Origin of the sequence: Nostoc sp. CmiVER01 (assembly GCF_034531135.2) — a bacterium.
In the GTDB taxonomy this organism is placed as follows: Bacteria; Cyanobacteriota; Cyanobacteriia; order Cyanobacteriales; family Nostocaceae; genus Nostoc.
Map to the genome: position 1 here is coordinate 238,810 of NZ_JAVRBU020000008.1, position 24,364 is coordinate 263,173.

Below are 24,364 nucleotides of genomic sequence, written 5' to 3' on the forward strand. Positions count from 1 at the left end.
ATATGTGATGGCTTCACATGAATTTAGTTTGATACTAAATTTTTCAGTTGAGGTAATGTCAATCAACTAACAACTGTTTGAGAGCGAATTCCTTGTAAGTAAGATATTTGAGATTTATTCTTTAGGCTTGTTTGTAGAGTTTTCTTAGAGAATGCTTGATCTGGATAACAGCTTGTACTTATTCCAGCAGCTTTTTTTAACATTTTTCAATAGAATGTTATACCCACTGTATTTTTGGGAACTCTTAACATTAAGTACAGTTTTCCCAAAGTTAGATTGGTAAGTCATGAAAGTTGCCCAGATTATTGACACATTAAGTATCTGGTGGAAGCAAAATTTGAGGTTAGGTATAAAGCCTGCCTTTTTCTGTTTGTTTGCGATCGCCCTTTCCCTAACTTTTGTGATCAATGCCTGTAGTCTTGGGCAAATTTCAGCACTAGCTATAGCTTATCAGTACAGACATACTCAATGGCATCAGAGATTGTGACGAGTTACAAAGTCTTCTACACTTACTGAAATAGGTTTTAACTCTCTCTATTAGGCTGCTCATGACGGTCAACGATTCTGAATACATCAGGCAAGCTGAAGCCACTCGTGTACGTGTACTAAGCGAAGCACTACCTTATATTCAACAATTTGCCGGTCGCACTGTTGTTGTCAAATATGGCGGCGCAGCGATGAAAGATAGCACACTCAAAGACAAAGTTATCCGCGACATTGTATTCTTATCCTGCGTCGGCTTGCGTCCGATTGTAGTCCACGGCGGTGGCCCAGAAATTAATAGTTGGTTAGATAAGCTGGGCATTGAACCACAATTTAAGAATGGTTTGCGAGTCACTGATGCCGCCACAATGGATGTAGTGGAAATGGTTTTAGTTGGTCGAGTCAACAAAGAAATTGTCGCGCTCATTAACCAAGCGGGTGGATTGGCTGTAGGACTTTGCGGTAAAGACGGTAATCTATTTACAGCCCGTCCCCAAGGTCAAGAAGGCATCGGCTTTGTGGGCGAAGTCAGCAATGTGAATATCAAGATTTTGGAAACCCTGGCTAGCAATGGCTATATTCCGGTAGTGTCGAGCGTCGCCGGAGACGAGACAGGGCAAGCTTATAACATTAACGCCGATACTGTAGCTGGAGAAATTGCTGCTGCACTGGGAGCAGAAAAGCTAATTTTACTGACTGACACCAGTGGAATTTTAAAAGATTACAAAGACCCATCTACTTTGATTCCAAAAGTAGATATTCGTGAAGCCCGCCAGTTGATTGCCGATGGTATAGTTAGCGGTGGGATGATTCCCAAAGTCAGTTGTTGTGTGCGATCGCTTGCTCAAGGAGTCCGTGCAGCACACATCATCGATGGTCGTATTCCCCACGCCCTGTTGCTCGAAATCTTTACTGATGTTGGGATTGGGACGATGATTCTGGGTTCGCAGTTTATGTAATAAGAGTGAGGAGTAGAGACGCGATTAATCGCGTCTGTACAAGAGTGAGGAGTTTGGAGTAAAAAGCTCTGCCTCATCTCCCTTATCTCCCTCATCTCTCTTTACCGGGGATAAACGAAAACACGCGATCGCCCGCCGCTAAATGGTCTACGATGCCATGAATTATCTATAATCACCGGATTAACTATGGTTGAGTCTCGAATTGCCGGATTAATCAAAGTTGGATTAATCAGGGTGGAATTTCTCACGTTCTGCCTGAACTGGGGATAGTAATAATCGGGGTAATTATTGCGTTGTGGCATGAGTCCCGTTCCTGGGTCTACAGGCATAGGTGTGGGAATCGGGCTACCATAAATAAAGGAACCAACAGGAGGCGATTGCCTGACTCCATAACCAGGTGTAAGAATCGGATTACTATAGATGAAGGAACCTACAGCAGGCGATTGCCTGGCTCCATAACCACCATCAATCACGATCACAGACTGTGCAGAAGCTGGAGCAATGCTTACACCCATCACTGTTATAGTCATGCCTGCTAAGAGCCAATTTAGTTGCGAATGCTTGATTTTCAACATATTTTTGCTCACCTGCATTTGATACCAGAATTTTTAATCAGAAAATAATCACAGCTACTTAGTTAAAATTTTAGAAGTTTATTTACTTTCAGGTTGCCAGTTTTGAAAAAATTCCAAAAAGATTGCTGGTATTGGCAAAATTAAAATAGTGGTGATTTTTATATAAACCGTGAGTGTAGAAAGTTTAGAAATTGCTAAAACCCGCTACCAGGCCGGGAAAGTTGCTTTTGAAAATGGGCAATACCGCGAAGCCATAGAAAATTTAGAAAAGGCCAGCGCCCTATTAGCTCGTAATTCTCGCCTTGGGGGGGAAGTAGAAATCTATTTGGTGACAGCTTATGAAGCAGCTGGACGCACCGATGATGCGATCGCTCTTTGCGAAAGACTTAAACGCCATGCCCATTTTGAAATTGGCAAGCAAGCGCGACGGATGCTCTACATCTTGAAAGCACCAAAGCTAAAAAGACCCAGCGAGTGGATGACCGAAATCCCAGACTTGGGCACACTAGCCGATAATGAACTCAAAATTTCTATTGCTGCTAAGTCTACTAAATCTTCTGGACAGCAGAAGCCTAAACCTACGGAGCCGGAATTCGTTGACCTCAGTCAGGTCAATACCAGAGATAATCGCTTTATTTGGGTGGCGCTAATTGCTATCGGTTTAACCATCTCGTACTTGGTTTGGTTAAGTATTTCAGGAAACCCAAGCTGATAAAAACTCACATTTAGATTAGTTTCCTACTATGAGCAGTAATTTCAGATGAATATAGAGTTATTCAAAGGAACGAGAATAACCATTTAGTTATGGTCGTTAACAATGTTTCGGATAATACTTATTTTTTGCTCTTTGAAGCTATTCTTTGCGCGGCGTCTTCAGCAATTACTGCCTTTGACCGCTTTCAAAGCGGCACTAAGACATTAATTCTACTTTTCTCTTACCTAATCGGATACTTAATACTTAAATTATTTAATTCTTATCAGCAATGATAATATACATCTGCTGTCATTTTAGCAATGTACTTCCAATTATATTCTTTAGCTAGCTGGAGGTTATGTTCTCCCATCAAAAATAGCTCATCGTGCTTTTTTACAGCAGAATTTATAGCATTTATTAAGCCATTCTGATCATCTATCTGATATAAAAATGCACCTGCATCGTCAAGCACTTCTCCGATGCAACCTTTGCGTGGTGCTATACAAGCTTTACCAAAGGACATTGCTAAAAGTACTGCACCCGATGTTAAAATATCCCGGTATGGAAAGATAACTGCATCACAAGCATTCATATAAAGTTGAATTTCATCATTTGGAACAAAGCCTGGAAAAAACTTGATTCTTTGATCATTAGCAATCTTCTGCCTAAGCGTATCTGTTATTTCTTGATTATCCAAGTGAACTCTACCAGCAATTACTAGTTGAATTTTCTCACTATGTAGTTGATTGAATGTATCTATAAGTTGAAATACTCCTTTGTAGGGACGAATTGAACCAAGGAAGAGAAAAACAAGATTAGAATCTTTTAAACCTAATTTTTCTCTGGCTGCTGCTTTTTCAATCTTATTCTCGTAAAAGTCTATGTAATTACCATGTGGAACAACAAATACTTTATCTTTGTTCCTTATAGAAAACTGTTTTACAGTCTCTTCTTTTGCTACTTGGCAATGAGTAATGATAGCATTAGACAATTCAGCTACGATAATGCTATAAATCCGATCAAAAATAAAGTTTACGCTTTCATGATTCTTCAGGTTATGTACAGTCCAAATAATTTTTATTCCAAATAATTTTAGTAAAACTAGCTGCAATACAACTACTAATAATTTGAGTATATTAAATTGATTTTGGTATGCGAAGAATGGATCTAACCAATGCAAATGTATAAAATCTGCCTTCTCACGTAAAATTACTAAGGGTAAAAAGAAGGTTGTTGAAGATGAAATGCCTGGGAGTACTAATTCAATACCTACTTTTTCTAAATTATCACTTAGCTGTGTTATGTAGGGGTTCCCATCAACAAATGTTTTAGGTAGAAAAATTGATTTTATTTTTTCCATTTTTCATTTTTCATTTTAGGAGTTGTTTAAACTTTACATAAGTAATTTGTCAATGTTGTGTCAAGAGGATGTAATTTTTACGACTGCTTGTAAATTAAAAGTCAAGAGTTATGATTAAAAAGCTTGTTGCTGCCGATGTTTTCTTTGTAGGCGATCGCTAACCAATTACAGCAGTACAAATATTGTGATATTTTTAACTCTTTAGCAGCATTCCCAAAAGTTGCTTCATCTGGGCAATTTGGCTCACCACGTTGGGTTATCTAGTGATGATTGGGATATTTTGGGTTTTAGTTACAAGAGAAAGCAGTTATTGTTGGAGAAAAGAAGTATTAATGAAAACTTGAGTTGTATAGCCGCACTAGTATATTTCGACTACGCTCAATAACAAAAAAATTGTGTCGAATAGAAGCTCTGCCTCCTGTCAAATCAAGAGGCAGAGCCTTGTTGCTCATTCGGTAGTAGCAGTTTTGGGTTCGCTGTTAGCTAATCGTAGAGCTTATAAATCCTATATATGCTGCCTTAACGGGCAATATTTACCACTTGCCAAAATAATTTTGGCGCAATCAAGAAAATTGACAAAACGTATACTATGATACCTACAAATATAGAAAGAACTAGTAACGCAAAAGAACTGATTAATGTACTCAAAAAATATTTAACAATAAAAATAGCAATCAGCATAATTATTGTTCCTGCTAGAGGGATCAAACCTTGGCGCAGGTAAGTTCTTATATCAATGCGAATCAACTTCCAAACTACCCAAATATCAAGGGGTGCCATCAAATAACTTCTGAGAACGTAAGCTGCTGCAACAGCAACAATTCCCCATTTAACTGATATAGCGAAGACAATAACATTACAGACGGCTTGTACAAAATCTAAAGCCAATTTCCAAAAAGGTTTTCCTACAGCCATCATTACAGGGGCATTAAAATAAAAATAAGCATAAATAATACCCATAAGATTCAAAACTTGCATTACTGGAATACTTGGTGACCATTTTTCTCCAAATATAACCAATACTATTTCAGGTGCTAATATTACCGTGGCCAGAAACCCCGGAAAAGTAATTAAACTTGTAAGTTGGATTCCTTGATAAAGTGCATTGCGTAATCTTTCAGGTTCTTCTTGTAATCTGGAAAAGGTAGAAAGAGAAACTTTTGAAATAATGACAGTTAGTAATTGCGTTAAATTTAGCAGCAAACGATAGGCAACACTGTAATACCCTAATGCAGTGGAACCCAGGAAGTAGCCGATTAAAAAATCGTCAGAACGGCGGTTTAAAAAGTTAAATAAATTCATCCCCATTATATTCACTCCAAAGGCAAATAGTTCTTTGAAGTGTTTTGGCGAAAATCTGAATCCTGGACGCCAGTCACTTACCCACCAAAGTACTAAAACTTGTGCAAAGCTAGTGGTTAATTGCTGACCTACAAGGCTCCAGACTCCAAATCCCATAAACGCCATAGTTAAACCGACTATTCCGCCAATAATTACTGCTAACAATGAGCGTATAGCAAGGGATTTGAAAGCCAGTTTTCGTTGAAATACTGCTTCTTGAACAGTGCTAAAACCACTAATTATAAAACCTAGAGATAAATAACGGATTATTGGCGTAACCTGTGGCTCTCTGAATAAATCACCAATTAATCCAGCACAAGCGATACTCAATATTGCTACCAGTCCACTGACGCCTAAATTAGTCCAAAAGGCAGTATCTAAATGTTCTTTTTCTATATCTTGACGTTGCACAATTGCTTGGGAAAAACCTTGGTCAATAAAAATCTGCAAAAAATTCAAAAATATGGTGGATAAAGCAACTAAACCAAAAGTTTCTGGCCCTAGCAAGCGTGCCAGTATGAAGAAAATACCAAGAGCAATAACTTGACGTCCCCAATTGTCTAGAGCAGACCACAACACCCCTTTAACAGCTTTTTGTCGTAAATTGGATGAATTTTTATGTGATTGCATTATAGAGTCTACCCCTGAAATAACCTATAATGAACGTAGATTTTGGTGTCTGCAATCGTCTGCTTGGTTTGCAACCATTACAGTTCGATACTCTTGCGGTAAAATTAAATTTTTGCACATAGCGTTAGTTATTATCCAAATTTTTTAATCTAAAAACAATAAAGCAAAATATTATTAGTTAAGTTATTGATGTAATGTTCCGAAAAATAGTTTTTCACATTTAATGAATTATTCATTAAAGATTATACTACTTTTTACAAATTTGTAGTAATTGAATAAACTTTACCAATTTGTTGCGAACTTTACCAAAATTATAGAAACTGGTGTGGAAACGTTTAACACCAATTTGCCTTGTATTGAGGTAAAAGTCAAGATTCGTTAAAAAGTTTGACTTTTGGAGAGACTTATAGTTATGAATTCTTCCATTTTCAGACAGATTTTCTTGTGGTTAATCAGACCATTTAGGTTTTTATTGACATTGAATGGTCGAAATCGAATGAACCGCGTCTTTCCCATACGAAATCCTATTCTCTGGCTAGTGCTGTTAACATCGCTGCTACTGACTGGCTGTGTTAAGTACGATGTAGGGCTTAATTTTGAAAACTCAAATAGTGGCGAATTAGTACAGCATATTAAGTTGGGAGAGCGGCTAACTAGTTTTAGTGGCGATTCTGTGTACGAATGGTTAAACAGCATAGAGCGCCGCGCCCGTCAACTAGAGGGGAAAACACAGCGAGTTTCCCAAGAAGAAATCATTGTCACCATTCCTTTTAGTAGTGGTAGGGAATTACAAGAGAAGTTTAACGAATTTTTTAACTCCCGTGCGAATCAATCCTCTGAGTCAGTGGAGAGCCAATCTGACTCAGAACTACCGAAAATTGAATCAAATGTACTCTTGGAGCAGAACAATTTTTTACTTTTAGTCCGAAATCGGTTAATTTATGATTTGGATTTGCGATCGCTATCCTTAATTGCCAGCAAAGGTAACGTCTTGACTAATGCTGGTTCAATTCTCGACTTGGAATTTAGCTTGAAGACTCCTTGGGGAGCCAAAAATATTCAACTAACTGAAACTGCGATAGAGCCAGAAAAAAATGGCAATCGATTAGTGTGGAAACTCCAGCCTGGTGAGCTAAACCACATAGAAACCATTTTCTGGCTTCCCAGTCCCCTTGGTATTGGTGCGTTGTTAATTATCCTGTTTGTCTGGGGAGGATTGTACTTGAGATACAATTTCATGCCAGATCCCAGAATTCAGTTTTCTCCCAAAGTAGCAGTAAATAGGGAATAGGGGATAGGGAATAGGGAATAACTTTAGTTTTGGGTTTAGAGCCGCACTCAAAAAGAAAAATTATGCTGGGATTGCTTGCAACGAAGCATAAAGCGTTCTTATTCCAATCCCACAACTTCAGTGGTCACTATTCCCGTTGTTCGCTGCCATACCAACGTTCAGCAAGCGCACTGAGTTGATGAAGTACATCAATGAGTTCCTGACCACGTTCTGTAAGACCGTAAGTTACTTGTGGTGGGACAGTTGGTTCATAGTGGCGATAAATAATTTCTGCTGCCTCAAGCATCCTCAGTCTTTCCGTCAGAACTTTGGTGGAGATGCCCTCAACTAGGTGTTTCAATGCACCAAAGCGAGTAGGCCCACTATTACACAACACCCACAGTATATACATTGTCCAGGGGCCTGATAGTAAGGACATCAGAATACTGACAGGGCAAGCATCAGGATTTTTAGAGACAGACATCGATAAGTTAGCTAAAATTGTTCGACAGTTACTTTATGGTAACTACTTTACTTTAGTAACTAGTTACTTTTAGTATCTGATGTAATGCTTTGAAATTTAGACTCAAAAACAGTAAAAGCAGTAAATGCTAGCTAATCAGGAGATATTTGGTGGTAAACATCCTACATATTGATTCCAGCCCTCGTGGTGAGCGATCGCACTCCAGAGAACTATCTAAGGAATTCGTCAGTGCGTGGAAAGCAGCACATCCTCAAGATGCGATCGCCTATCGAGATATCGGGCATCACACAATTCCTCACGTAGATGAAGCTTGGATTGCGGCGGCATTTTCACCACCAGAAACCCATACCCCAGAATTAACAGAGGCACTTAGGATTTCTGACGAACTGATTGATGAGTTTTTAGCAGCCGATCGCTACGTCTTTGGAGTGCCAATGTACAACTTCAATATACCTTCCACTTTTAAGGCTTACATCGACCAAATTGTTCGCGCTAACCGGACTTTTGCTGTAGATGCTCAAGGCTTAAGAGGATTAGTCGAGGGTAAAAAGGCGGTTATCATCACAGCTCGCGGCGGTGACTTTAGCGCGACCTCCCCTGCTGTTGCCTACGACTTCCAAGAACCCTACCTACGGGCGATTTTCGGTTTTATTGGAATTACAGACATTCAATTTATTAACGCTAATAGCCTGAACGAGGGAGATGCCCGTACCCAATCTCTATCAGAAGCACGGGCAGCAATTCAAAATTTGATTGCTCAATGGTAATTTGACGCGGGGCATTGGTTATAGGTTCTTCTTCCCCTGCTTCCCCTGCCCCCTGCCCCCTGCTCTCTGCTTTCCCTTCACGGTGACAACCGCTCAATTTTCCAAGTGTGATTATCTAAACGGCTATAGAGCAAGCGATCGTGCAGACGACTGGGGCGGCCTTGCCAAAACTCAATTTCTATGGGGATCACTCGTAAGCCCCCCCAATGAGGAGGTCGGGGAATCTCCTCATTTTCATATTTGCTCTTAAACTCCTGCAAACGTCGCTCCAGGACTTCTCGGCTTTCTATCACCTCGCTTTGATTAGATATCCACGCACCCAGACGACTGTTGGCAGGGCGGCTGTGAAAATACTGGTCGGACTCAGTTTCGGAAACTTTCTCCACATACCCCGAAATCCGCACTTGACGTTCTAGTTCTGCCCACCAGAATACTAAAGCCCCCTGAGGATTTTCTGCTAGTTCTTGTCCTTTATGACTGTTGTAGTTGGTAAAGAATGCAAAGCCCCGTTCATCAAAATCTTTGAGTAATACCATTCTGGCTGAGGGCTTACCGTCTGGTGTCGCGGTAGCAATGGTCATGGCATTAGGTTCTGGAAGTTGAGCTGCTAGTGCCTGATCGAACCATTTTTTAAATTGAATAAACGGATTGAGGTCAACCTCAAGTTCGCTTAAACCTTGCAAGGTGTAGTCTTTGCGAAGGTCAGCTACGGTTTTGTCCATTTTGATTTACTTCCTTGTTATCAGATACGCTTATACATGTCTTTGTTAAAAATATCTATGATGATGATCAGCACCATCAAGAATTTTACAAATTCTCTCAAAGAATATTTAAAATAGGTTGCATAAGATGCGCCGTTCGGCCTCCCTTCAACGCCTGTTAATTTATGGTCTAAGCGGCCCGATTATCGCTCTCAATGTCTGGCTGCTGTCTGTGCTTTTTCGCTATTTTCAGCATCCCATTACCGTCTTGATCATTGCAGCGATTCTGGCTTTTCTACTAAATTACCCGGTTAAGTTCTTTGAACGTGCCCGGATCACGCGCACTCAGGCAGTGATCATAGTTTTACTTGGAACATTAACCCTGTTGGTGATTCTGGGCGTCACTCTAGTACCGTTGATCATTGATCAAACAATTCAACTGTTAAATAATATCCCTGATTGGTTAGGAGCCAGTCAAGAAAACTTAAAGCAGTTTGAGATGCTGGCAAAACAACGACGTTTGCCAATTGATTTAAGGGTTGTGAGCAGCCAAATCAATGCCAACATTCAGAATCTGGTACAACAACTAGCTTCTGGTGCAGTGGGATTTGCTGGAACACTGCTCTCAGGATTACTTGACGTAGTGTTAGTAATCGTGCTTGCATTTTATATGCTTTTATATGGCGATCGCGTCTGGTATGGTCTGATCAATCTTTTGCCCTCTAATATTGCAGATCCTCTTACCGCATCCTTGCGCCTAAATTTTCAGAACTTTTTCCTCAGCCAGTTATTGCTAGGACTGTTCATGGTGCTAACCCTGACGCCAATTTTCTTAGTAATGAAGCTGCCCTTTGCCTTGTTGTTTGCCATATTAATCGGGATCTCGGAACTCATTCCCTTTATCGGGGCATCTCTCGGCATTGGTCTAGTGACGATTTTAGTACTGCTGCAAAGTTGGTGGTTGGCAGTTCAAGTTGCCATAGCGGCAATTCTCATGCAGCAGCTTAAAGATAACTTGTTAGCTCCCAGGTTACTTGGCAACTTTATCGGACTGAATCCTATCTGGATTTTTGTAGCTATTTTGATGGGATTTGAGATTGCTGGCTTGTTGGGGACACTTGTTGCTGTTCCCATTGCTGGTACTATTAAAGGCACTTTCGATGCGATTAAGAGCGGTAAGCCAAGTAACTTTGTCTCAACAACTGTCACTATTCCTCGTGACCCACCTCCTGATTAAGAGGGCAGGGGAAGTAGGGGAGCAGAGGGGACAAGGGGACAAAGTGACAAAAGTTTAGAACTTCCAACAAGTCTTTCCCCTTGTCATTTTCCCAATACCATGCAAAAGCTTTAATATACAAAACTTTTGACTTTTGACTTTTGACTTTTGACTTCCGCCTTGCGGTAATGCCCAATCCCCCATATCAAAAGTTGCAGAATCCGATCTCACAATTCACAATGGTGATTGATTACAAATTTCTGGGAATACTGCCAACAGGCAATTCTTGTCATTAATTAATTTAGAACCCGTTAATGGAAGCTTCCGAGCTATTAGAAACAATCACATTTCTGATTTACCAAGCTGAACAGGGAGAAATTGACCCTTGGGATGTCCAAGTGATTGAGGTGATTGACCGTTACTTAGAACTGATGGCACCGGAGACAATAGGAAGAGGTTATGAATCGGACTTGTCTCAATCTGGACAGGCATTTTTGTCAGCATCAATGCTGGTATTGTTCAAAGCTAATACCTTGATGCAATTGTCAACAGTAGGAGATATTGCAGATGGTGTAGTAGATGATTCTCTATTGGAAGATGAAGACGGAATATCACATCATGGTCATCGTCTACCATTAGAACGGCAATTGCGTCGTCGTCCATCGGCAATGCCGCCACCAAAGCGTCGGGTGACTCTGCAAGAGTTAATTAAGCAATTGCAGATTATGGCGAACCAGCTAAAACAGGTAGAAAAAGTCAGCAAACCTATCCGTCCCAGACGGCTGCCTAGCGTCCAAAGTATGCGGGAGGCGCTGGAGTTAGCTCACCAAGAAAATCTGACGGAAGTAGCCGGGGAACTGGAACAGGTGTTGAATGTGTCAGCAAGGGAGCTAAATTTAGAACAAAATTGGTTGAATATAGAACAACTTGTAGAGTTGTGGACTCAGACAAAGCATCTCAAGCAAAATGGGTCTGGACATGATTCTAAACACAGTAACCTAGTTAGCGTTTTCTGGGCACTACTGTTACTCTCGGCTCAATCGAAAGTAGAGCTATTTCAAGAGGAGTTCTACGATGAAATTAAAGTTCGGCTACTTACAGATTCAGCTAAGACTGGCAAACCTTTTGAGGAGTCGATGAACTAAGAAAATGATAAGTAGCTTTACAGATAATTTACAGATTTTTGATTCAGCCCCAAAATCCGAGTAAATTGAAAAGATAAGCGATCGCTTGTCATCTAAGTATACCTATGGTTGCAATAACCACTAATTACTGTTATCCCTGTTTAAGGGATAACTTAGAGCAGAAATAAAAACTGATGATTAAGTATCACTTGATGAAAGTAAACTGGCTTGTGGTTGAGGAATAAATTTTTATGAAAGCGATGATTCTCGCGGCTGGCAAGGGTACTCGCGTGCGTCCGATTACCTATACAATTCCTAAACCAATGATTCCCATCCTGCAAAAGCCAGTGATGGAGTTTTTGCTGGAACTGTTACGCCAACATGGATTTGACCAAATTATGGTCAATGTTAGTCATTTGGCTGAGGAAATAGAAAACTATTTTCGTGACGGTCAACGGTTTGGGGTGCAAATTGCCTATTCCTTTGAAGGAAAAATTGATGACAATGGGAAACTGGAAGGCGAAGCAATTGGTTCAGCTGGAGGGATGCGCCGCATCCAAGACTTCTCACCCTTTTTTGATGATACCTTTGTAGTATTGTGCGGTGATGCTTTAATTGATTTGGATTTAAGTGCGGCGGTTAAATGGCATAGAGCTAAAGGCTCGATCGCCACTATTATTACAAAATCTGTCCCCAAAGAAGAAGTTTCTAGCTACGGTGTGGTGGTAACAGACGAAGAGGGGCGTGTTAAAGCTTTCCAAGAAAAACCTTCAACAGAAGAAGCCCTCAGCACCAACATCAACACAGGTATTTACATCTTTGAACCAGAGGTGTTTAACTATATTCCCTCTGGTGTCGAATATGATATTGGTGGCCAATTGTTTCCCAAATTGGTAGAAATCAAAGCCCCCTTCTACGCCATCCCTATGGACTTTGAATGGGTAGATATTGGTAAAGTACCAGATTATTGGCGGGCAATTCGCGGTGTACTGCTAGGTGAAATCAAGAATGTACAAATTCCTGGTCATGAAGTCGCTCCTGGCATCTACACTGGCTTAAATGTAGCCATAAATTGGGACAAAGTGGATATCACTGGCCCAGTTTACATTGGCGGCATGACGAGAATCGAAGACGGAGCTAAAATTGTCGGCCCAGCGATGATTGGCCCTAATTGTTGGATATGTAGTGGTGCAACAGTAGAAAACAGTGTAATTTTTGAATGGTCGCGCCTGGGCCCAGGAGTGCGTTTAATCGATAAGCTGGTGTTTGGACGTTATTGCGTGGATAAAACTGGTGCTGCAATAGATGTTCAAGCGGCTGCTTTAGACTGGCTGATTACCGATGCCCGTCAGACTCCACCATCACATACGCCTCTTGAGTTACAAGCGATAGAGGAATTGTTGGGGACAAACGCAAGTTAGGGAATGGGACAGGGGGCAGGGGCAGGGGGCAGGGGGAATAACTAATCTCCAATTAATTCCCAATCCTCAATCCCCAATCCCCAATCCTAACTATTTAAGTACGTATATCTTCTGAGACTCTGTTCGTAGGTTTGTAGCAGTCGCTGAGATTCTGCTAGAGTGATGCGCTTTTCTTCTAATGCTTTTTCGCAACGCTGGCGAATGTTTTCTACCATATCTTCGGAGTCATACTGGACATAGCTCACCACTTCGGTCATGGTGTCACCTTTGACAACATGTTCAATCTGATAGCCTTTGGGCGTCAATTGAATGTGAACGGCGTTAGTATCCCCAAATAAGTTGTGTAAATTGCCCATGATTTCCTGGTAAGCTCCATTCAGGAACATTCCCAAATAATATGGTTCTCCGGGCTTGTAGGTGTGTAGTTCTAAAACCGATTTGACATCGCGCAGGTCTATAAAGCGGTCGATTTTACCATCACTATCGCAGGTAAGGTCTGCCAAAATTCCCCGGCGTGTTGGTTCTTCATCCAAGCGGTGGATTGGCATGATTGGGAATAGTTGGTCGATCGCCCAACAATCTGGTGCTGATTGAAACACTGACATATTCACGTAGTAGATGGAAGCCATAATTTTTTCTAGGTCTTCCAATTCATCGGGTACGTATTCTTGCTGTCTAGTGATCTTGAGAATTTTCTGACAACAAGCCCAGTAGAGGCGTTCGGCTTTGGCTCGTTCTCTGAGGCGTAATATTCCTAAGTTAAAGCGACTGATGGCTTCTTCTTTAAATTGTGCCGCGTCGTGGTAGAACTCTTGATAATTCTCTTGGTTGATGGATTGGTAAGTTTCCCAAAGATAATTAATAATCGGGGATTCTCCCTCTTGTGGAGGTTCTGGTGAATCAATAGGGACATCACTAGTACTGAGAACGTCGAAAATCAGTACCGACTGATGAGATGCGATCGCTCGTCCACTTTCACTAATCAGTGTTGGTACGGTAATCTGGCGCTCTGCACAGGTATCTTTTAACTCTGCCACGATGTCATTAGCATAGTTCTGCATATTGTAATTTTTCGATGCATAGAAGTTGGTTTGGGAGCCATCGTAATCTACGCCCAAGCCGCCACCAACATCAAGATATTTCATATCTGCCCCCAGCATCGACAATTCCACATAAATGCGGCTGGCTTCTTGGATGGCATCTTTAATTACATTGATGGCAGAGATTTGTGAGCCGATGTGGAAGTGCATCAACTGCAAAGAATCAAGCAGGTTAGCTTCGCGTAACTTGTCAACAGCCTCGATTACTTCAGGCATTGTCAAACCAAATTTAGCGCGATCGCCACTAGAGGTTCCCCAACGTCCCATGCCTTGGGTACTGAGTTTGGCACGAACACCTAATATCGGTTTAATACCTAACTGGCGATTGGCATCAATCACCAAATCAACCTCTTCAATCTGTTCTAAAACGATGATTGGTGTTTGCCCTAATCTTTGGGCTAACATTGCCGTTTCGATGTATTCTCGGTCTTTGTAGCCGTTGCAAACTAACAACGCTCCTGGTGTATCCAAAACAGCTAGAGCAATCATTAATTCTGGCTTGGAACCGGCTTCTAATCCAAATTGATGAGGTTTGCCAAATTTTACTAAATCCTCAATCAAATGCCGCTCTTGATTGCATTTTACGGGAAACACGCCACGGTAGACACCGGGGTAATTATAGCGGGCGATCGCTTTAGCAAAACAAGCGTTTAACCGCTCAATCCGGTCTTCCAAAATATCGGAAAAACGAATCAACATGGGGAGTCCCAAGTTGCGCTGCTTCATGGCGTTGACCAATTCAAACAAGTCAAGAGAACCGCCGCGATCGCCCTTGGGTGATACGGTAACGTGTCCAGCAGCGCTAATGGAAAAATAAGGTTGTCCCCAACCTTCAATGCGGTATAAGGCTTCACTATCCTCAATTTTCCAGGAGCGAGGTAAATCTCCTGTGGTAGGACTAGGTGGTAACAGCTTTTTTTGCTTATGGTTTTTCACTTCTTTGTGTCCATTGGACGGTAGTACCACCTCGTCAGATGTAGCAGTTGAATCAGCACCCATTTCTTCCTAACCTCTGTTTTTCGCCCACAATTTAACAATTTAACGCATTCATTTGGGAACGTATATGTACCCAAGGATAATTTCTGAGATAAACTCTGATTGGTCAAGAGTCATTAGTAATTGGTCATTAGTCAAGAGTGCAAAACCCCTTACGGGGGGACAAATGACAAAAGACAAATGACTAATGACAAAATAAAAACTTTATTAAGCTTTGGGAGCTCACAATGGAACGTACATTCTTAGCAATTAAACCAGATGGAGTACAACGGGGATTAGTAGGGGAAATTATCCGTCGCTTTGAAACTAAAGGTTTTACCTTAGTTGGTTTGAAGTTCCTGCAAGTCAGTCGGGAATTGGCCGAACAACACTATGATGTTCACCGGGAACGTCCCTTTTTTGCTGGTCTAGTGGAATTTATTATTTCTAGCCCAGTGGTGGCGATGGTATGGGAAGGTGATGGTGTTGTTGCATCTGCCAGAAAGATTATTGGTGCGACAAACCCCTTAACATCAGAGCCAGGAACGATTCGCGGTGATTTTGGCATCAATATTGGTCGCAACTTAATCCACGGTTCTGATGCTCCAGAAACCGCGCAAAAGGAAATAGCCCTATGGTTTAAGGATGAAGAATTAGTAAATTGGCAACCACACTTAACGCCTTGGTTGCACGAGTAAGACATTAGAGACTGGGGACTGGGTATTGGGAACTAGGAATTAGTTATTTCCCCCTGCCCCCTGCTCTTTTTATTTCGAGACTTCGCTTTTTTCTGGTTCTACTTGGGGCAATTCAGTGCCAACACGCTTGGAAAATCCCCAACCTAAAATCAGGAAGATGGCAGCAATCATGATCCATTCTGGTGGAACAAAACTATCGTTCACCACTTTTAACAACAAGCGCAAGCCCACCAACGCTACAGTTACATAGCCTGCGTCTTCTAGATTTTCATATTCGTCTAACCAACGGATGAACAATCCCGCCATGAATCGCAGCGTAATAATACCAATTGTTGCACCCGTCAGCACTAGCCATTTTTCTTGAGAAACTGCGATCGCGGTTGTCACGCTATCCAAAGAAAATGCCAAATCTGTAAATGCAATCACTGGTATCGCTTGCAACAATGAATCAAAACGCGGCCCGTGATGGTGATCGTCCTTGGCTTCTTCCGAGGTAAAGTGTTGGAATACCAACCACAGTAGATAAGCAGCGCCCAATAATTCAAATTGCCAGAATTGTTGCACCCAAGTGGCTGTGAGAATCAAGGAGATTCGCAGCACATAAGCAACGACTAAACCAAAGTTCAAAGCTTTACGCTCAAGTTCTTTGTCTTCTAGCCCCCTAGCGATCGCAGCCAGGGCGATAGCATTGTCGGCAGATAACAGCGCCTCTAAAAGCACCAGGATCAGCAGAACTATAGGGGCTTCAACGCTGAAGTGAAAGTCGAGGTAATCAAAAATTCGGTCTAGCATTCCGGGTTTCTCAAGCAGAAAAAATTAAAATTTGACAAGAACAGAGATTTGCATATTAAAAAGCGCAATAAATTGCCACTCTAATTCAGCTTAACGTGGTTGTGGTGCATTTTGAAGAGGGTTGAATGTATGCGAGAGCAGTGCAAGTGGGGTAATTTGCGTATAAGTCAATACACCAAAAGTTTTAACATTTAGTGAATGCGATCGCAATAGACTACTGGCAGTTAGCATCTAAGAATTAAAATATAAGAACAAAAATATGGTAATAGTTTATGAATATTTCCTTAACGACCGAGCTTGAGCAGTTCATTCAAAATCAGGTTGCAAGCGGGAAATACACTTCATCTGAGGAAGTGATTCTTGCAGGTATTAGGCTGTTGGAGGAACGGGAACGGATTTACAAGGGTCGGTTTGAGGAACTGTAAAGAGAAATTGCGATCGGGGTTGAGCAACTTGATCGCCAAGAACGACTTGACGGTAAAGAAATAATCGAGCAACTGCGTCAAAAGAACCAAGCTTTGAGAAAGACTCAGGCACAATAATGAGTTTATATTTTCTATCGCCTTAAGCTACCCAAGACTTACAAGAAATTAACGTGTCCAAATAGTTCACAAGCCACTTTCCAAGCGTGGTTAACCGCCACAATTTCGTTAACCAATTTTTCCACCGAGGGGTAAAATAGTTTTGCAGTTTCACTAATCAATGCTTTTGACCTACTTGCCTGAGCTTCAATAGGTCTATAATTCCCAAAAGGGAAACTTATTTAACTTTTGTTGGTAAAGCTATCTTGATAAAAGTGGTTTTTGATGCCAAACTGCCTCTTTGGACGTTGAAAAAGTATAGAGTGTGTTATTGCTGTTGCCGTGTTAGCGTAACGCATTGACAACCTGAAATGGTGAGTTACGGAAGCCGTAACACACCCTACAGCTACAGCTACAGAAATTTTATTGCGATCGCACTAGCTGTTATTGGTTCCAAAGTATCCTACCTTATCTGGCGACATCTTAACTGATGCATACAATAACAGATGTTTAGATTCCAAATAGATAGAGGCAAATCCAGTTTCTCTGGTTAAAGTCGAGTGTACGCTGTCAAGGAAAACTTTCAACGTTATTAACCAAAGTTTTAACGTGAATAACAATTGCTTTAACATTCACAAGAAAATATTTAATGTTTGTTAGAAATGCTTAAACCTTTCTTATACATGCTTCAACGTGAGTAACAATTGCTTCAACATTCACAAGAAAATATTTAATGTTTGTTAGAAATGCTTAAACCTTTCTTATACATGCTTCAACGCGAGTAACTATTGCTTTAACATTTGCAAGAAATGCTTAAATCTTTCTTATAAATGCTTGAACGTGAGTAACTATTGCTTCAACATCCATAAGAAAATCTAAATTTACAGTTATGAGCACCTCTACCTTTCGCTCATCCTCCCTCGCCTTTGTGCGAGATTTTTATCCAAAATCTGCGTTTACGGACTAAATAGGATAAATGTAAATAAGGTCTGGAAGCAATTTACTAGAAATTAATTCTAAATTTCACAAAATCTCTGCCAACTTTCCCACCAGAGTATTTGCCAAATCCAATAACCTGATATTATCTGTATCAATACTATTTCCTTCACCAGCTAACAATTGTCTCACAGCAGATAACCTGTCATTGGTTTCAGTAATTCTCCAAGATTCATCTAAGTTTACTGCAAAATCAAAGAGCGATCGCTCTCCTAAATGCTCTCTTACTTTCACAGCTACACTATCATTACTTACCAAAAATTCTTTGATAGTATCTAATTGAAAATTGCCTAAAATCTCGTCATTTCCCCACGTTTCTAGCCAGTCTCCCTCCACATCTTCAACGTAAATATTGACAAAATTAACACCGTAAGTTAGCCAGTTCTGCTGCATTTGTCGCGCCGTTGCTAAAGCTTCAGCAAATGTATCTACTTGATTGTTGCAGTGAGTTTCTCTTTTATTAGCCATAAAAGCTCTAATTAGCACGTAAGTATATAGGCTAGAACACAAACCCGAAATATCAAATTCCTGAAAATTCACGAAAATTTTAGATATTTGCCACCAGAAAGGTAATCACTGTTATACAGGGCCACGTTGACTAACTGGTTTACAAAATTAGCATCCTTGGGATTGTAACTTAAGAACAGCCCCCTCTCGATTTCCCACGATCGCAGTGTATTTTGCCAAGCTTCGTACTTTTGATGATTAAGTTCTTCACTAACACTGGTAATTTGAATGCACAGTGGTTGATTGTTACGACTAACAATTAAATCTGTTGCCATTGAAAGGTCGGCTATATAACGCTGCCAAAAACTACCTTCTCGCTGAACAATATCTTGAGCTATTGATTTAATGATATCATCATCTACCTGATTAAATTCGCCTGCCATCAATTTTTGCTTCCAAATATAAAACTTGGAGTCACTTGCATTAAACCATCTGGGAAATAAATAGCCATACCAATATCTCTCAATCGGCGTCATTAGGTCGAACTTTGCTTTTTGTTCTTCTTCTGAAGGTAAGGATTTGATTATCAGCCAAATTGTCGAATCCGTAATTACCTCTAGTAAAAAGGCCGTGACAAAGGGTTTTGCAGTCAAGGAACCTGGTTTGATGTCTTTTATCCAACGATTGATTTCATCTAATCTTCTCGCTAAATTATGATCTATCGAGGAGGCTTGCTCGATAAGGGACTTTAGCTGATCCTTAATTTCTGTTGCTTGCAAACGATGCCCTACTTTCAGAAGATTACGCTTTTTTTACACATTGATAACTAGATTTTAACTTGAAAATGTCTTTAATTAATTTCCTGATGTCATCAAATATTCTCTAGGTCGATGCCCTGTGTACGTAAAACCTCCCGCAATCGAGCAATTTCTTGCTCTGCCTGCTGGACGCGTTCTTCTGCCTGCTGGGCGCGTAAACGTTCTTGTTCAGCTAACTCTTCTGATGATAGGATCAATTCATTTTCAGTAGTGAAGAATCTTAATTTACCTTCATAAACTCCTAAATAAAGTTCTAACTGCTGACTCCACAAACGTCCATCAGTGGTTACTTCGATTTCTTGATACTTACCATCAACTAGATGAAATCCCTGAAGTTCCATTGTTACAGGATCAAACCAGAAATAATCTGGTGTACGGAAGGTATCTTGATAAACTTGTTTTTTTAAACCTTTATCAACTGCTGTCGTTGAACTTGACAAAATTTCTACAATCACATTGGGATATTTGCCGTCTTCTTGCCAAACTACCCAACTCTTACGGTCTTTTTTCTGGGTTCCCAAAACTACAAAAAAGTCTGGGCCACGGAAATATTCTGATTTTTTCTGGTTAGGACTGTAGTAAATCGTCAAATTGCCAGAAGCATAAAAATCCTGCCTTTCCCGCCACCACAATTTGAGGATGCGAATCAGCAAATCGATTTGTTCTCGGTGTAGATCGCTTTCCAAGGGTGGTTCGTCACTAAGTATATCACCAGGAGGAAAAATCACTTCGTCCTCTGAAATATTATCAGAGATGATTTCTAAAGTAGCAGGTTCAGACATCAGCGATCGCCCCGCAATTATACGTTTATTTTACTGAAAATTTGGTAACTTGCAGATGCTTTTAAGAACTTGTAACAACTTAATTGCACCGGGAGATTCATTCAGATTTAATAATGGCATTAATTGATAACTTGGTTGTTCGTCATGTCTTAAATAAACAAATTGATAACGCAGTCCGTTAGTTACCAAGCCCCAAACCGATGGTTGTTGATCTAAACTTTTAAAAGCATAAGTAAGTAATTGAGGTAAACCCTCACCCACTTCAACCGCACTATTTTTCGTTTCAATTACTACAACCCAAAAAGGCGGCGCAATATTACTTTGGGGATTATTTATTGCTAAAATATCCATCCGTCCGGTAATTTTTCTGTCTTCATCTTCAACTGCGATCGCAATGCTATCTTCCATTGTCAACCGAATCGGCACATCGTAGAATCCTGAGAGCCGCATCAAGGGTGCGATTGTTATAAATTTAACCAACCCTTCAGAAATTTTCCGGTCGCTTAGGTAACGATCAAAGTCGTTTCTGATTCTTAATAAATCCTGCTGTTCAAACTCAGAGAGTGGTTCTAAAGTTAAGAAGTCTGTAAATGAAGCATTAGAAAGCTTTTCTATTTTGAGAAAGCGATGAACATCATTGAGAGATAGGCTGCTAGCTTCGACAGTGAGGGGCATAATTTCAGGCGTTCTTTGTCAAGATTACTTATATTTTGCAACATTGGCGGTAAAGAGGTTGCAATGTAACCTCTTTACATTTCTTGATCGCTTGCTTTTGCTAGATGAAAATGAATGTAAACTAAATAACTCGGCAATTTCTATCTAGCTTAATGAAAATCTAAACAGTGTCTAGCACAACTGGGCTAAGAATAGTTTTTAATCACAATAGCGATCGCACTCATAACTAACCATGTCTCAACCAACTATAGAATCAATCCTCCAAGAGAATCGTCTCTTCCATCCTGTCTCGGAATTCTCGCAAAATGCCCATATCAAAAGCCTGGAAGACTATCAGCGTCTCTACGATAAAGCCAAAGCTGATCCGCAGCAATTTTGGGCAGATTTGGCTGGAACAGAATTAGAATGGTTCCAAAAATGGGATACAGTATTAGACTGGCAACCGCCTTTTGCTAAGTGGTTTGTTGGCGGTAAGATGAATATTTCTTACAACTGCCTTGACAGACATCTCACTACTTGGCGCAAAAACAAAGCAGCATTGATTTGGGAAGGAGAACCAGGTGATTCGCGTACCCTAACTTACGCCCAACTGCACCGGGAAGTTTGTCAGTTCGCCAATGTTTTGAAGCAACTAGGTGTACAAAAAGGCGATCGCGTTGGTATTTATATGCCAATGATTCCTGAAGCTGCGATCGCAATGTTAGCCTGTGCCAGAATTGGCGCACCGCACGGCGTAGTATTTGGTGGTTTTAGTGCCGAAGCTTTGCGCGATCGCTTAATTGATGCTCAAGCTAAACTGGTAATTACGGCTGATGGTGGTTGGCGCAAAGATGCGATCGTTCCTCTCAAAGAACAGGTAGACAAAGCCTTAGCTGATGGTGCTGTTCCCAGCGTTGAAAATGTCCTCGTTGTCAAGCGCACCGGACAAGAAACTTATATGCAGTTGGGAGGACGCGATCATTGGTGGCATGATTTGCAAAAGGGTGTATCAGCAGATTGTCCCGCCGAACCAATGGACAGCGAAGACATGTTGTTTGTTCTCTACACTTCTGGCAGCACAGGCAAACCGAAGGGCGTAGTGCATACAACTGCTGGTTATAATTTGTATACCCATATCACCACCAAGTGGATCTTTGACCTCCAAGACACTGATGTATATTGGTGTACCGCCGATGTAGGTTGGATTACAGGACACAGCTACATTGTCTACGGCCCGCTTTCCAACGGTGCAACCACGGTGATGTATGAAGGTGCGCCCCGTGCCTCTAATCCTGGCTGTTTCTGGGATGTAATTGAAAAATACGGTGTTAATATTTTTTATACTGCACCTACGGCAATTCGGGCATTTATTAAGATGGGTGAACAACATCCGAATGCGCGAAACCTATCTTCATTGCGTTTGTTGGGAACCGTCGGCGAACCAATTAACCCAGAAGCTTGGATGTGGTATCACAAAGTAATTGGTGGCGATCGCTGTCCAATTGTTGATACTTGGTGGCAAACGGAAACCGGCGGTATCATGATTACACCGCTACCAGGGGCGATTCCCACTAAACCAGGTTCCGCAACTCTTCCCTTTCCAGGAATTATTGCAGATGTCGTAGATTTGGAAGGAAACACCGTACCCAATAACGAAGGCGGTTATCTAGCTGTGCGACATCCTTGGCCAGGAATGATGCGGACAGTCTACGGCGATCCAGAACGCTTCCGCCGCACCTACTGGGAACACATTCCACCCAAAGATGGTAACTATACTTACTTTGCTGGTGATGGCGCGAGGCAAGATGAAGACGGTTACTTTTGGGTAATGGGTCGTGTGGATGACGTATTGAATGTATCAGGGCATCGGCTCGGTACAATGGAAGTAGAATCAGCTTTAGTTTCGCATCCAGCAGTTGCAGAAGCGGCGGTAGTGGGTAAACCAGATGAACTTAAGGGTGAAGAAGTAGTTGCTTTTGTGACTTTAGAAGGCACTTATCAAGCAAGTGAGGAACTGAGTAAAGAACTCAAACTACACGTTGTCAAAGAAATTGGTGCGATCGCGCGTCCCGGAGAAATTCGCTTTACAGACTCTTTGCCCAAAACGCGATCGGGTAAGATTATGCGGCGCTTGCTGCGAAATCTAGCCGCCGGACAAGAGGTATCTGGAGATACTTCGACATTAGAAGATAGAAGCGTGTTGGATAAATTGCGCGAAGGGACGTAAGTAATTCTAAATGAGGTTAGTAGGGGCGCATATATGTGCGCCTTTACCGTCTGTCTTCTGATGCATTACGCAATAACACACCTCATTTATCATAAATAAATATTTAGAACATTATTGAGGCATTCAGGGCGATGAAAGTAAAGCGCAAACTGAAATCAGCATTTGTTCAATCTTTTAGCGGTATGACGCTGAGTATTATCACTGTAATTGGTTTATCACCATTAGTGTTAGCGGTTCCTGCAAAAGTTTCTTTGTACTCGCTTGGACAGTCAGTTGAGAGACAACCACAAAAACTAGCGCAGTTTTCAGACACAGGGCCATCACAGCGATCGCAAATGCTGCAACAAGCCAATGCTTTATTTAATCAAGGAGAGTTGACAGGTGCAGAGGAAAATTTACGCAAATTCATAAAACAATTTCCAGACGATGCCTTTGGACACTTTCAACTAGGAAATGTGCTTTTTCGGCAAAAGAAACCAGAAGAAGCAATTAGTTCTTATCAAGAAGCGATTCGCCTCCAGCCAAAATACGCTCTAGCTTACAATGCAATGGGTATGGTTTATGCTAGCGAAAGTCGCTGGGAAGAAGCCATTACTCAATATAAAAAAGCTTTAGAAATTAATCCTAATTATGGCGAGGGGCTAACTAATTTTGCACTGGCATTGTGGCAAACAAATAAAAAAGACGAAGCGCTATCTTCTTTAGAAAAAGCTTTAAAAATTTTCAAAGAACAAAATAGAGGTGAAAAAGTTAACCAAGTAGAAAGAATCTTGAAAGAGATCAAAACTGCTGACGATCCTAGTGTTTCATGAAAATCACATTATTCCGCAGATAAAATTTCAAAAAAGTTGCTGAAAATTAGCTTTAAAGGTGCTTTACAAAAACTGTGATCACTTATTATACGGCAGTTGCTGCGGAATCTGGCTGCTGGGTAAGAGGTATCTGGTTTATTGTAGGGTGGGCTTTCCAGTCCACCCTCTTAAAAGCATCGAAATAGAATAATTGTTCAGACAAATCTTTGGTTAAAGCCTATGACTTCCTTTTCGGCATTAACTTTACCTGACCACACCCAGTTACCAGACTCAGATGGTACATTCGTAAAAAATCTTCAGGAACACCCGCAAAGCATTTTAATTACAGATTCAATTAAACCTGTTTTAGAGCAACTTCATCCTGATAGTCAATATTGTATTGAACAAGATTCTGGTATATACTGGCGATTTACAGATCCGCCTGAAAAGAGGGCTGAAGCACCAGACTGGTTTTATGTACCCAATGTACCGCGATTAAGAAACATTTTTTCGTTATGAAATCATGTACTTAGTAATG

The 24,364-nt window shown here is 41.0% G+C and carries 24 protein-coding genes and 1 pseudogene; 13 read left to right on the forward strand and 12 right to left on the reverse strand.

Features of this window, described 5'->3' with window-relative positions:
* Nucleotides 1-286: 286 nt before the first annotated feature.
* Both RMZ43_RS15595 and argB read left to right on the forward strand, forming a co-directional pair.
* Entirely contained in the window at nt 287-487 is a 201-nt protein-coding gene (locus RMZ43_RS15595; RefSeq protein ID WP_322651932.1) for a hypothetical protein, read from the forward strand.
* 61 nt (nt 488-548) lie between these two features.
* Entirely contained in the window at nt 549-1,442 is an 894-nt protein-coding gene (gene argB / locus RMZ43_RS15600; RefSeq protein WP_322653464.1) for an acetylglutamate kinase, read from the forward strand.
* Nucleotides 1,443-1,543: 101 nt separating this feature from the next.
* Here the strand turns inward: argB and RMZ43_RS15605 are convergent, their stop codons facing one another.
* Complete coding sequence (locus RMZ43_RS15605) at nt 1,544-2,017, reverse strand: hypothetical protein (RefSeq protein WP_322653465.1); 474 nt, start codon at nt 2,015-2,017, stop codon at nt 1,544-1,546.
* A gap of 169 nt (nt 2,018-2,186) precedes the next feature.
* Between RMZ43_RS15605 and RMZ43_RS15610 the strand changes: the two genes are divergently transcribed.
* Nucleotides 2,187-2,729 carry a tetratricopeptide repeat protein gene (locus RMZ43_RS15610; protein ID WP_322653466.1) on the forward strand — a complete coding sequence of 181 codons (543 nt, stop codon included), beginning with the start codon at nt 2,187-2,189 and terminating at the stop codon, nt 2,727-2,729.
* Between the two features lie 265 nt (nt 2,730-2,994).
* On the opposite strand, the gene RMZ43_RS15615 is transcribed toward RMZ43_RS15610, so the two are convergent.
* Nucleotides 2,995-4,071 carry a glycosyltransferase family 4 protein gene (locus RMZ43_RS15615; RefSeq protein ID WP_322653467.1) on the reverse strand — a complete coding sequence of 359 codons (1,077 nt, stop codon included), beginning with the start codon at nt 4,069-4,071 and terminating at the stop codon, nt 2,995-2,997.
* A 519-nt stretch (nt 4,072-4,590) separates the two neighbouring features.
* A complete protein-coding gene (locus RMZ43_RS15620; RefSeq protein ID WP_322653468.1) occupies nt 4,591-6,042 on the reverse strand; it encodes a lipopolysaccharide biosynthesis protein in 1,452 nt (483 codons plus the stop codon).
* Nucleotides 6,043-6,454: 412 nt separating this feature from the next.
* Here RMZ43_RS15620 and RMZ43_RS15625 point away from each other — a divergent pair, with 412 nt between their 5' ends.
* On the forward strand, nt 6,455-7,333 hold the full coding sequence (locus RMZ43_RS15625; protein ID WP_322651938.1) for a DUF3153 domain-containing protein: 879 nt from the start codon (nt 6,455-6,457) through the stop codon (nt 7,331-7,333).
* Between the two features lie 127 nt (nt 7,334-7,460).
* On the opposite strand, the gene RMZ43_RS15630 is transcribed toward RMZ43_RS15625, so the two are convergent.
* Nucleotides 7,461-7,796: a winged helix-turn-helix transcriptional regulator gene (locus tag RMZ43_RS15630; RefSeq protein ID WP_322651939.1), complete on the reverse strand. Its 336-nt coding sequence runs from the start codon at nt 7,794-7,796 to the stop codon at nt 7,461-7,463.
* A 149-nt stretch (nt 7,797-7,945) separates the two neighbouring features.
* Between RMZ43_RS15630 and RMZ43_RS15635 the strand changes: the two genes are divergently transcribed.
* Complete coding sequence (locus tag RMZ43_RS15635; protein WP_322651940.1) at nt 7,946-8,563, forward strand: FMN-dependent NADH-azoreductase; 618 nt, start codon at nt 7,946-7,948, stop codon at nt 8,561-8,563.
* A 77-nt stretch (nt 8,564-8,640) separates the two neighbouring features.
* Here RMZ43_RS15635 and pdxH read toward each other — a convergent pair whose 3' ends face one another.
* On the reverse strand, nt 8,641-9,285 hold the full coding sequence (gene pdxH, locus RMZ43_RS15640) for a pyridoxamine 5'-phosphate oxidase (protein ID WP_322651941.1): 645 nt from the start codon (nt 9,283-9,285) through the stop codon (nt 8,641-8,643).
* Between the two features lie 127 nt (nt 9,286-9,412).
* On the opposite strand from pdxH, the gene RMZ43_RS15645 reads away from it, so the two are divergent.
* The 3 genes from RMZ43_RS15645 (at nt 9,413) to RMZ43_RS15655 (ending at nt 13,025) form a co-directional block, all read left to right on the forward strand.
* On the forward strand, nt 9,413-10,501 hold the full coding sequence (locus RMZ43_RS15645; protein ID WP_322651942.1) for an AI-2E family transporter: 1,089 nt from the start codon (nt 9,413-9,415) through the stop codon (nt 10,499-10,501).
* 293 nt (nt 10,502-10,794) lie between these two features.
* On the forward strand, nt 10,795-11,625 hold the full coding sequence (locus tag RMZ43_RS15650) for a ScpA family protein (protein ID WP_322653469.1): 831 nt from the start codon (nt 10,795-10,797) through the stop codon (nt 11,623-11,625).
* Nucleotides 11,626-11,855: 230 nt separating this feature from the next.
* Entirely contained in the window at nt 11,856-13,025 is a 1,170-nt protein-coding gene (locus RMZ43_RS15655; protein WP_322651944.1) for an NDP-sugar synthase, read from the forward strand.
* Between the two features lie 86 nt (nt 13,026-13,111).
* Here the strand turns inward: RMZ43_RS15655 and speA are convergent, their stop codons facing one another.
* A complete protein-coding gene (gene speA, locus RMZ43_RS15660) occupies nt 13,112-15,124 on the reverse strand; it encodes a biosynthetic arginine decarboxylase (protein ID WP_322653470.1) in 2,013 nt (670 codons plus the stop codon).
* Between the two features lie 224 nt (nt 15,125-15,348).
* Here speA and ndk point away from each other — a divergent pair, with 224 nt between their 5' ends.
* Nucleotides 15,349-15,798, forward strand: coding sequence for a nucleoside-diphosphate kinase (ndk, locus tag RMZ43_RS15665; RefSeq protein ID WP_118162278.1), 450 nt, complete (start codon nt 15,349-15,351; stop codon nt 15,796-15,798).
* A gap of 69 nt (nt 15,799-15,867) precedes the next feature.
* On the opposite strand, the gene RMZ43_RS15670 is transcribed toward ndk, so the two are convergent.
* Nucleotides 15,868-16,590 (reverse strand): TerC family protein, encoded by a 723-nt coding sequence (locus tag RMZ43_RS15670; RefSeq protein ID WP_322651946.1) that lies wholly within the window; start codon nt 16,588-16,590, stop codon nt 15,868-15,870.
* A gap of 272 nt (nt 16,591-16,862) precedes the next feature.
* Between RMZ43_RS15670 and RMZ43_RS15675 the strand changes: the two genes are divergently transcribed.
* Nucleotides 16,863-17,015, forward strand: coding sequence for a type II toxin-antitoxin system ParD family antitoxin (locus RMZ43_RS15675; protein ID WP_322653471.1), 153 nt, complete (start codon nt 16,863-16,865; stop codon nt 17,013-17,015).
* On the opposite strand, the gene RMZ43_RS15680 is transcribed toward RMZ43_RS15675, so the two are convergent.
* From RMZ43_RS15680 to RMZ43_RS15700, 5 genes are all read right to left on the reverse strand, one after another.
* On the reverse strand, nt 16,960-17,127 hold the full coding sequence (locus tag RMZ43_RS15680) for a hypothetical protein (protein ID WP_322653519.1): 168 nt from the start codon (nt 17,125-17,127) through the stop codon (nt 16,960-16,962). The genes RMZ43_RS15675 and RMZ43_RS15680 overlap by 56 nt on opposite strands.
* A 1,007-nt stretch (nt 17,128-18,134) precedes the next feature.
* A complete protein-coding gene (locus RMZ43_RS15685; RefSeq protein ID WP_322653472.1) occupies nt 18,135-18,575 on the reverse strand; it encodes a hypothetical protein in 441 nt (146 codons plus the stop codon).
* 68 nt (nt 18,576-18,643) lie between these two features.
* On the reverse strand, nt 18,644-19,333 hold the full coding sequence (locus RMZ43_RS15690; RefSeq protein WP_322653473.1) for a hypothetical protein: 690 nt from the start codon (nt 19,331-19,333) through the stop codon (nt 18,644-18,646).
* A gap of 92 nt (nt 19,334-19,425) precedes the next feature.
* The gene (locus RMZ43_RS15695; RefSeq protein WP_322653474.1) at nt 19,426-20,154 is read right to left on the reverse strand and encodes a Uma2 family endonuclease; all 729 of its coding nucleotides are present in this window, start codon (nt 20,152-20,154) and stop codon (nt 19,426-19,428) included.
* A 30-nt stretch (nt 20,155-20,184) separates the two neighbouring features.
* Nucleotides 20,185-20,829 carry a restriction endonuclease subunit R gene (locus tag RMZ43_RS15700; RefSeq protein ID WP_322653475.1) on the reverse strand — a complete coding sequence of 215 codons (645 nt, stop codon included), beginning with the start codon at nt 20,827-20,829 and terminating at the stop codon, nt 20,185-20,187.
* 232 nt (nt 20,830-21,061) lie between these two features.
* On the opposite strand from RMZ43_RS15700, the gene acs reads away from it, so the two are divergent.
* The 3 genes and pseudogenes from acs to RMZ43_RS15715 form a co-directional block, all read left to right on the forward strand.
* Nucleotides 21,062-23,035 carry an acetate--CoA ligase gene (gene acs / locus RMZ43_RS15705; RefSeq protein ID WP_322653476.1) on the forward strand — a complete coding sequence of 658 codons (1,974 nt, stop codon included), beginning with the start codon at nt 21,062-21,064 and terminating at the stop codon, nt 23,033-23,035.
* 131 nt (nt 23,036-23,166) lie between these two features.
* Nucleotides 23,167-23,847, forward strand: a complete 681-nt coding sequence (locus RMZ43_RS15710; RefSeq protein ID WP_322653477.1) for a tetratricopeptide repeat protein — start codon at nt 23,167-23,169, stop codon at nt 23,845-23,847.
* Between the two features lie 219 nt (nt 23,848-24,066).
* Nucleotides 24,067-24,330: pseudogene (locus tag RMZ43_RS15715) on the forward strand (Uma2 family endonuclease); the annotation flags it as partial.
* Between the last annotated feature and the right edge of the window lie 34 nt (nt 24,331-24,364).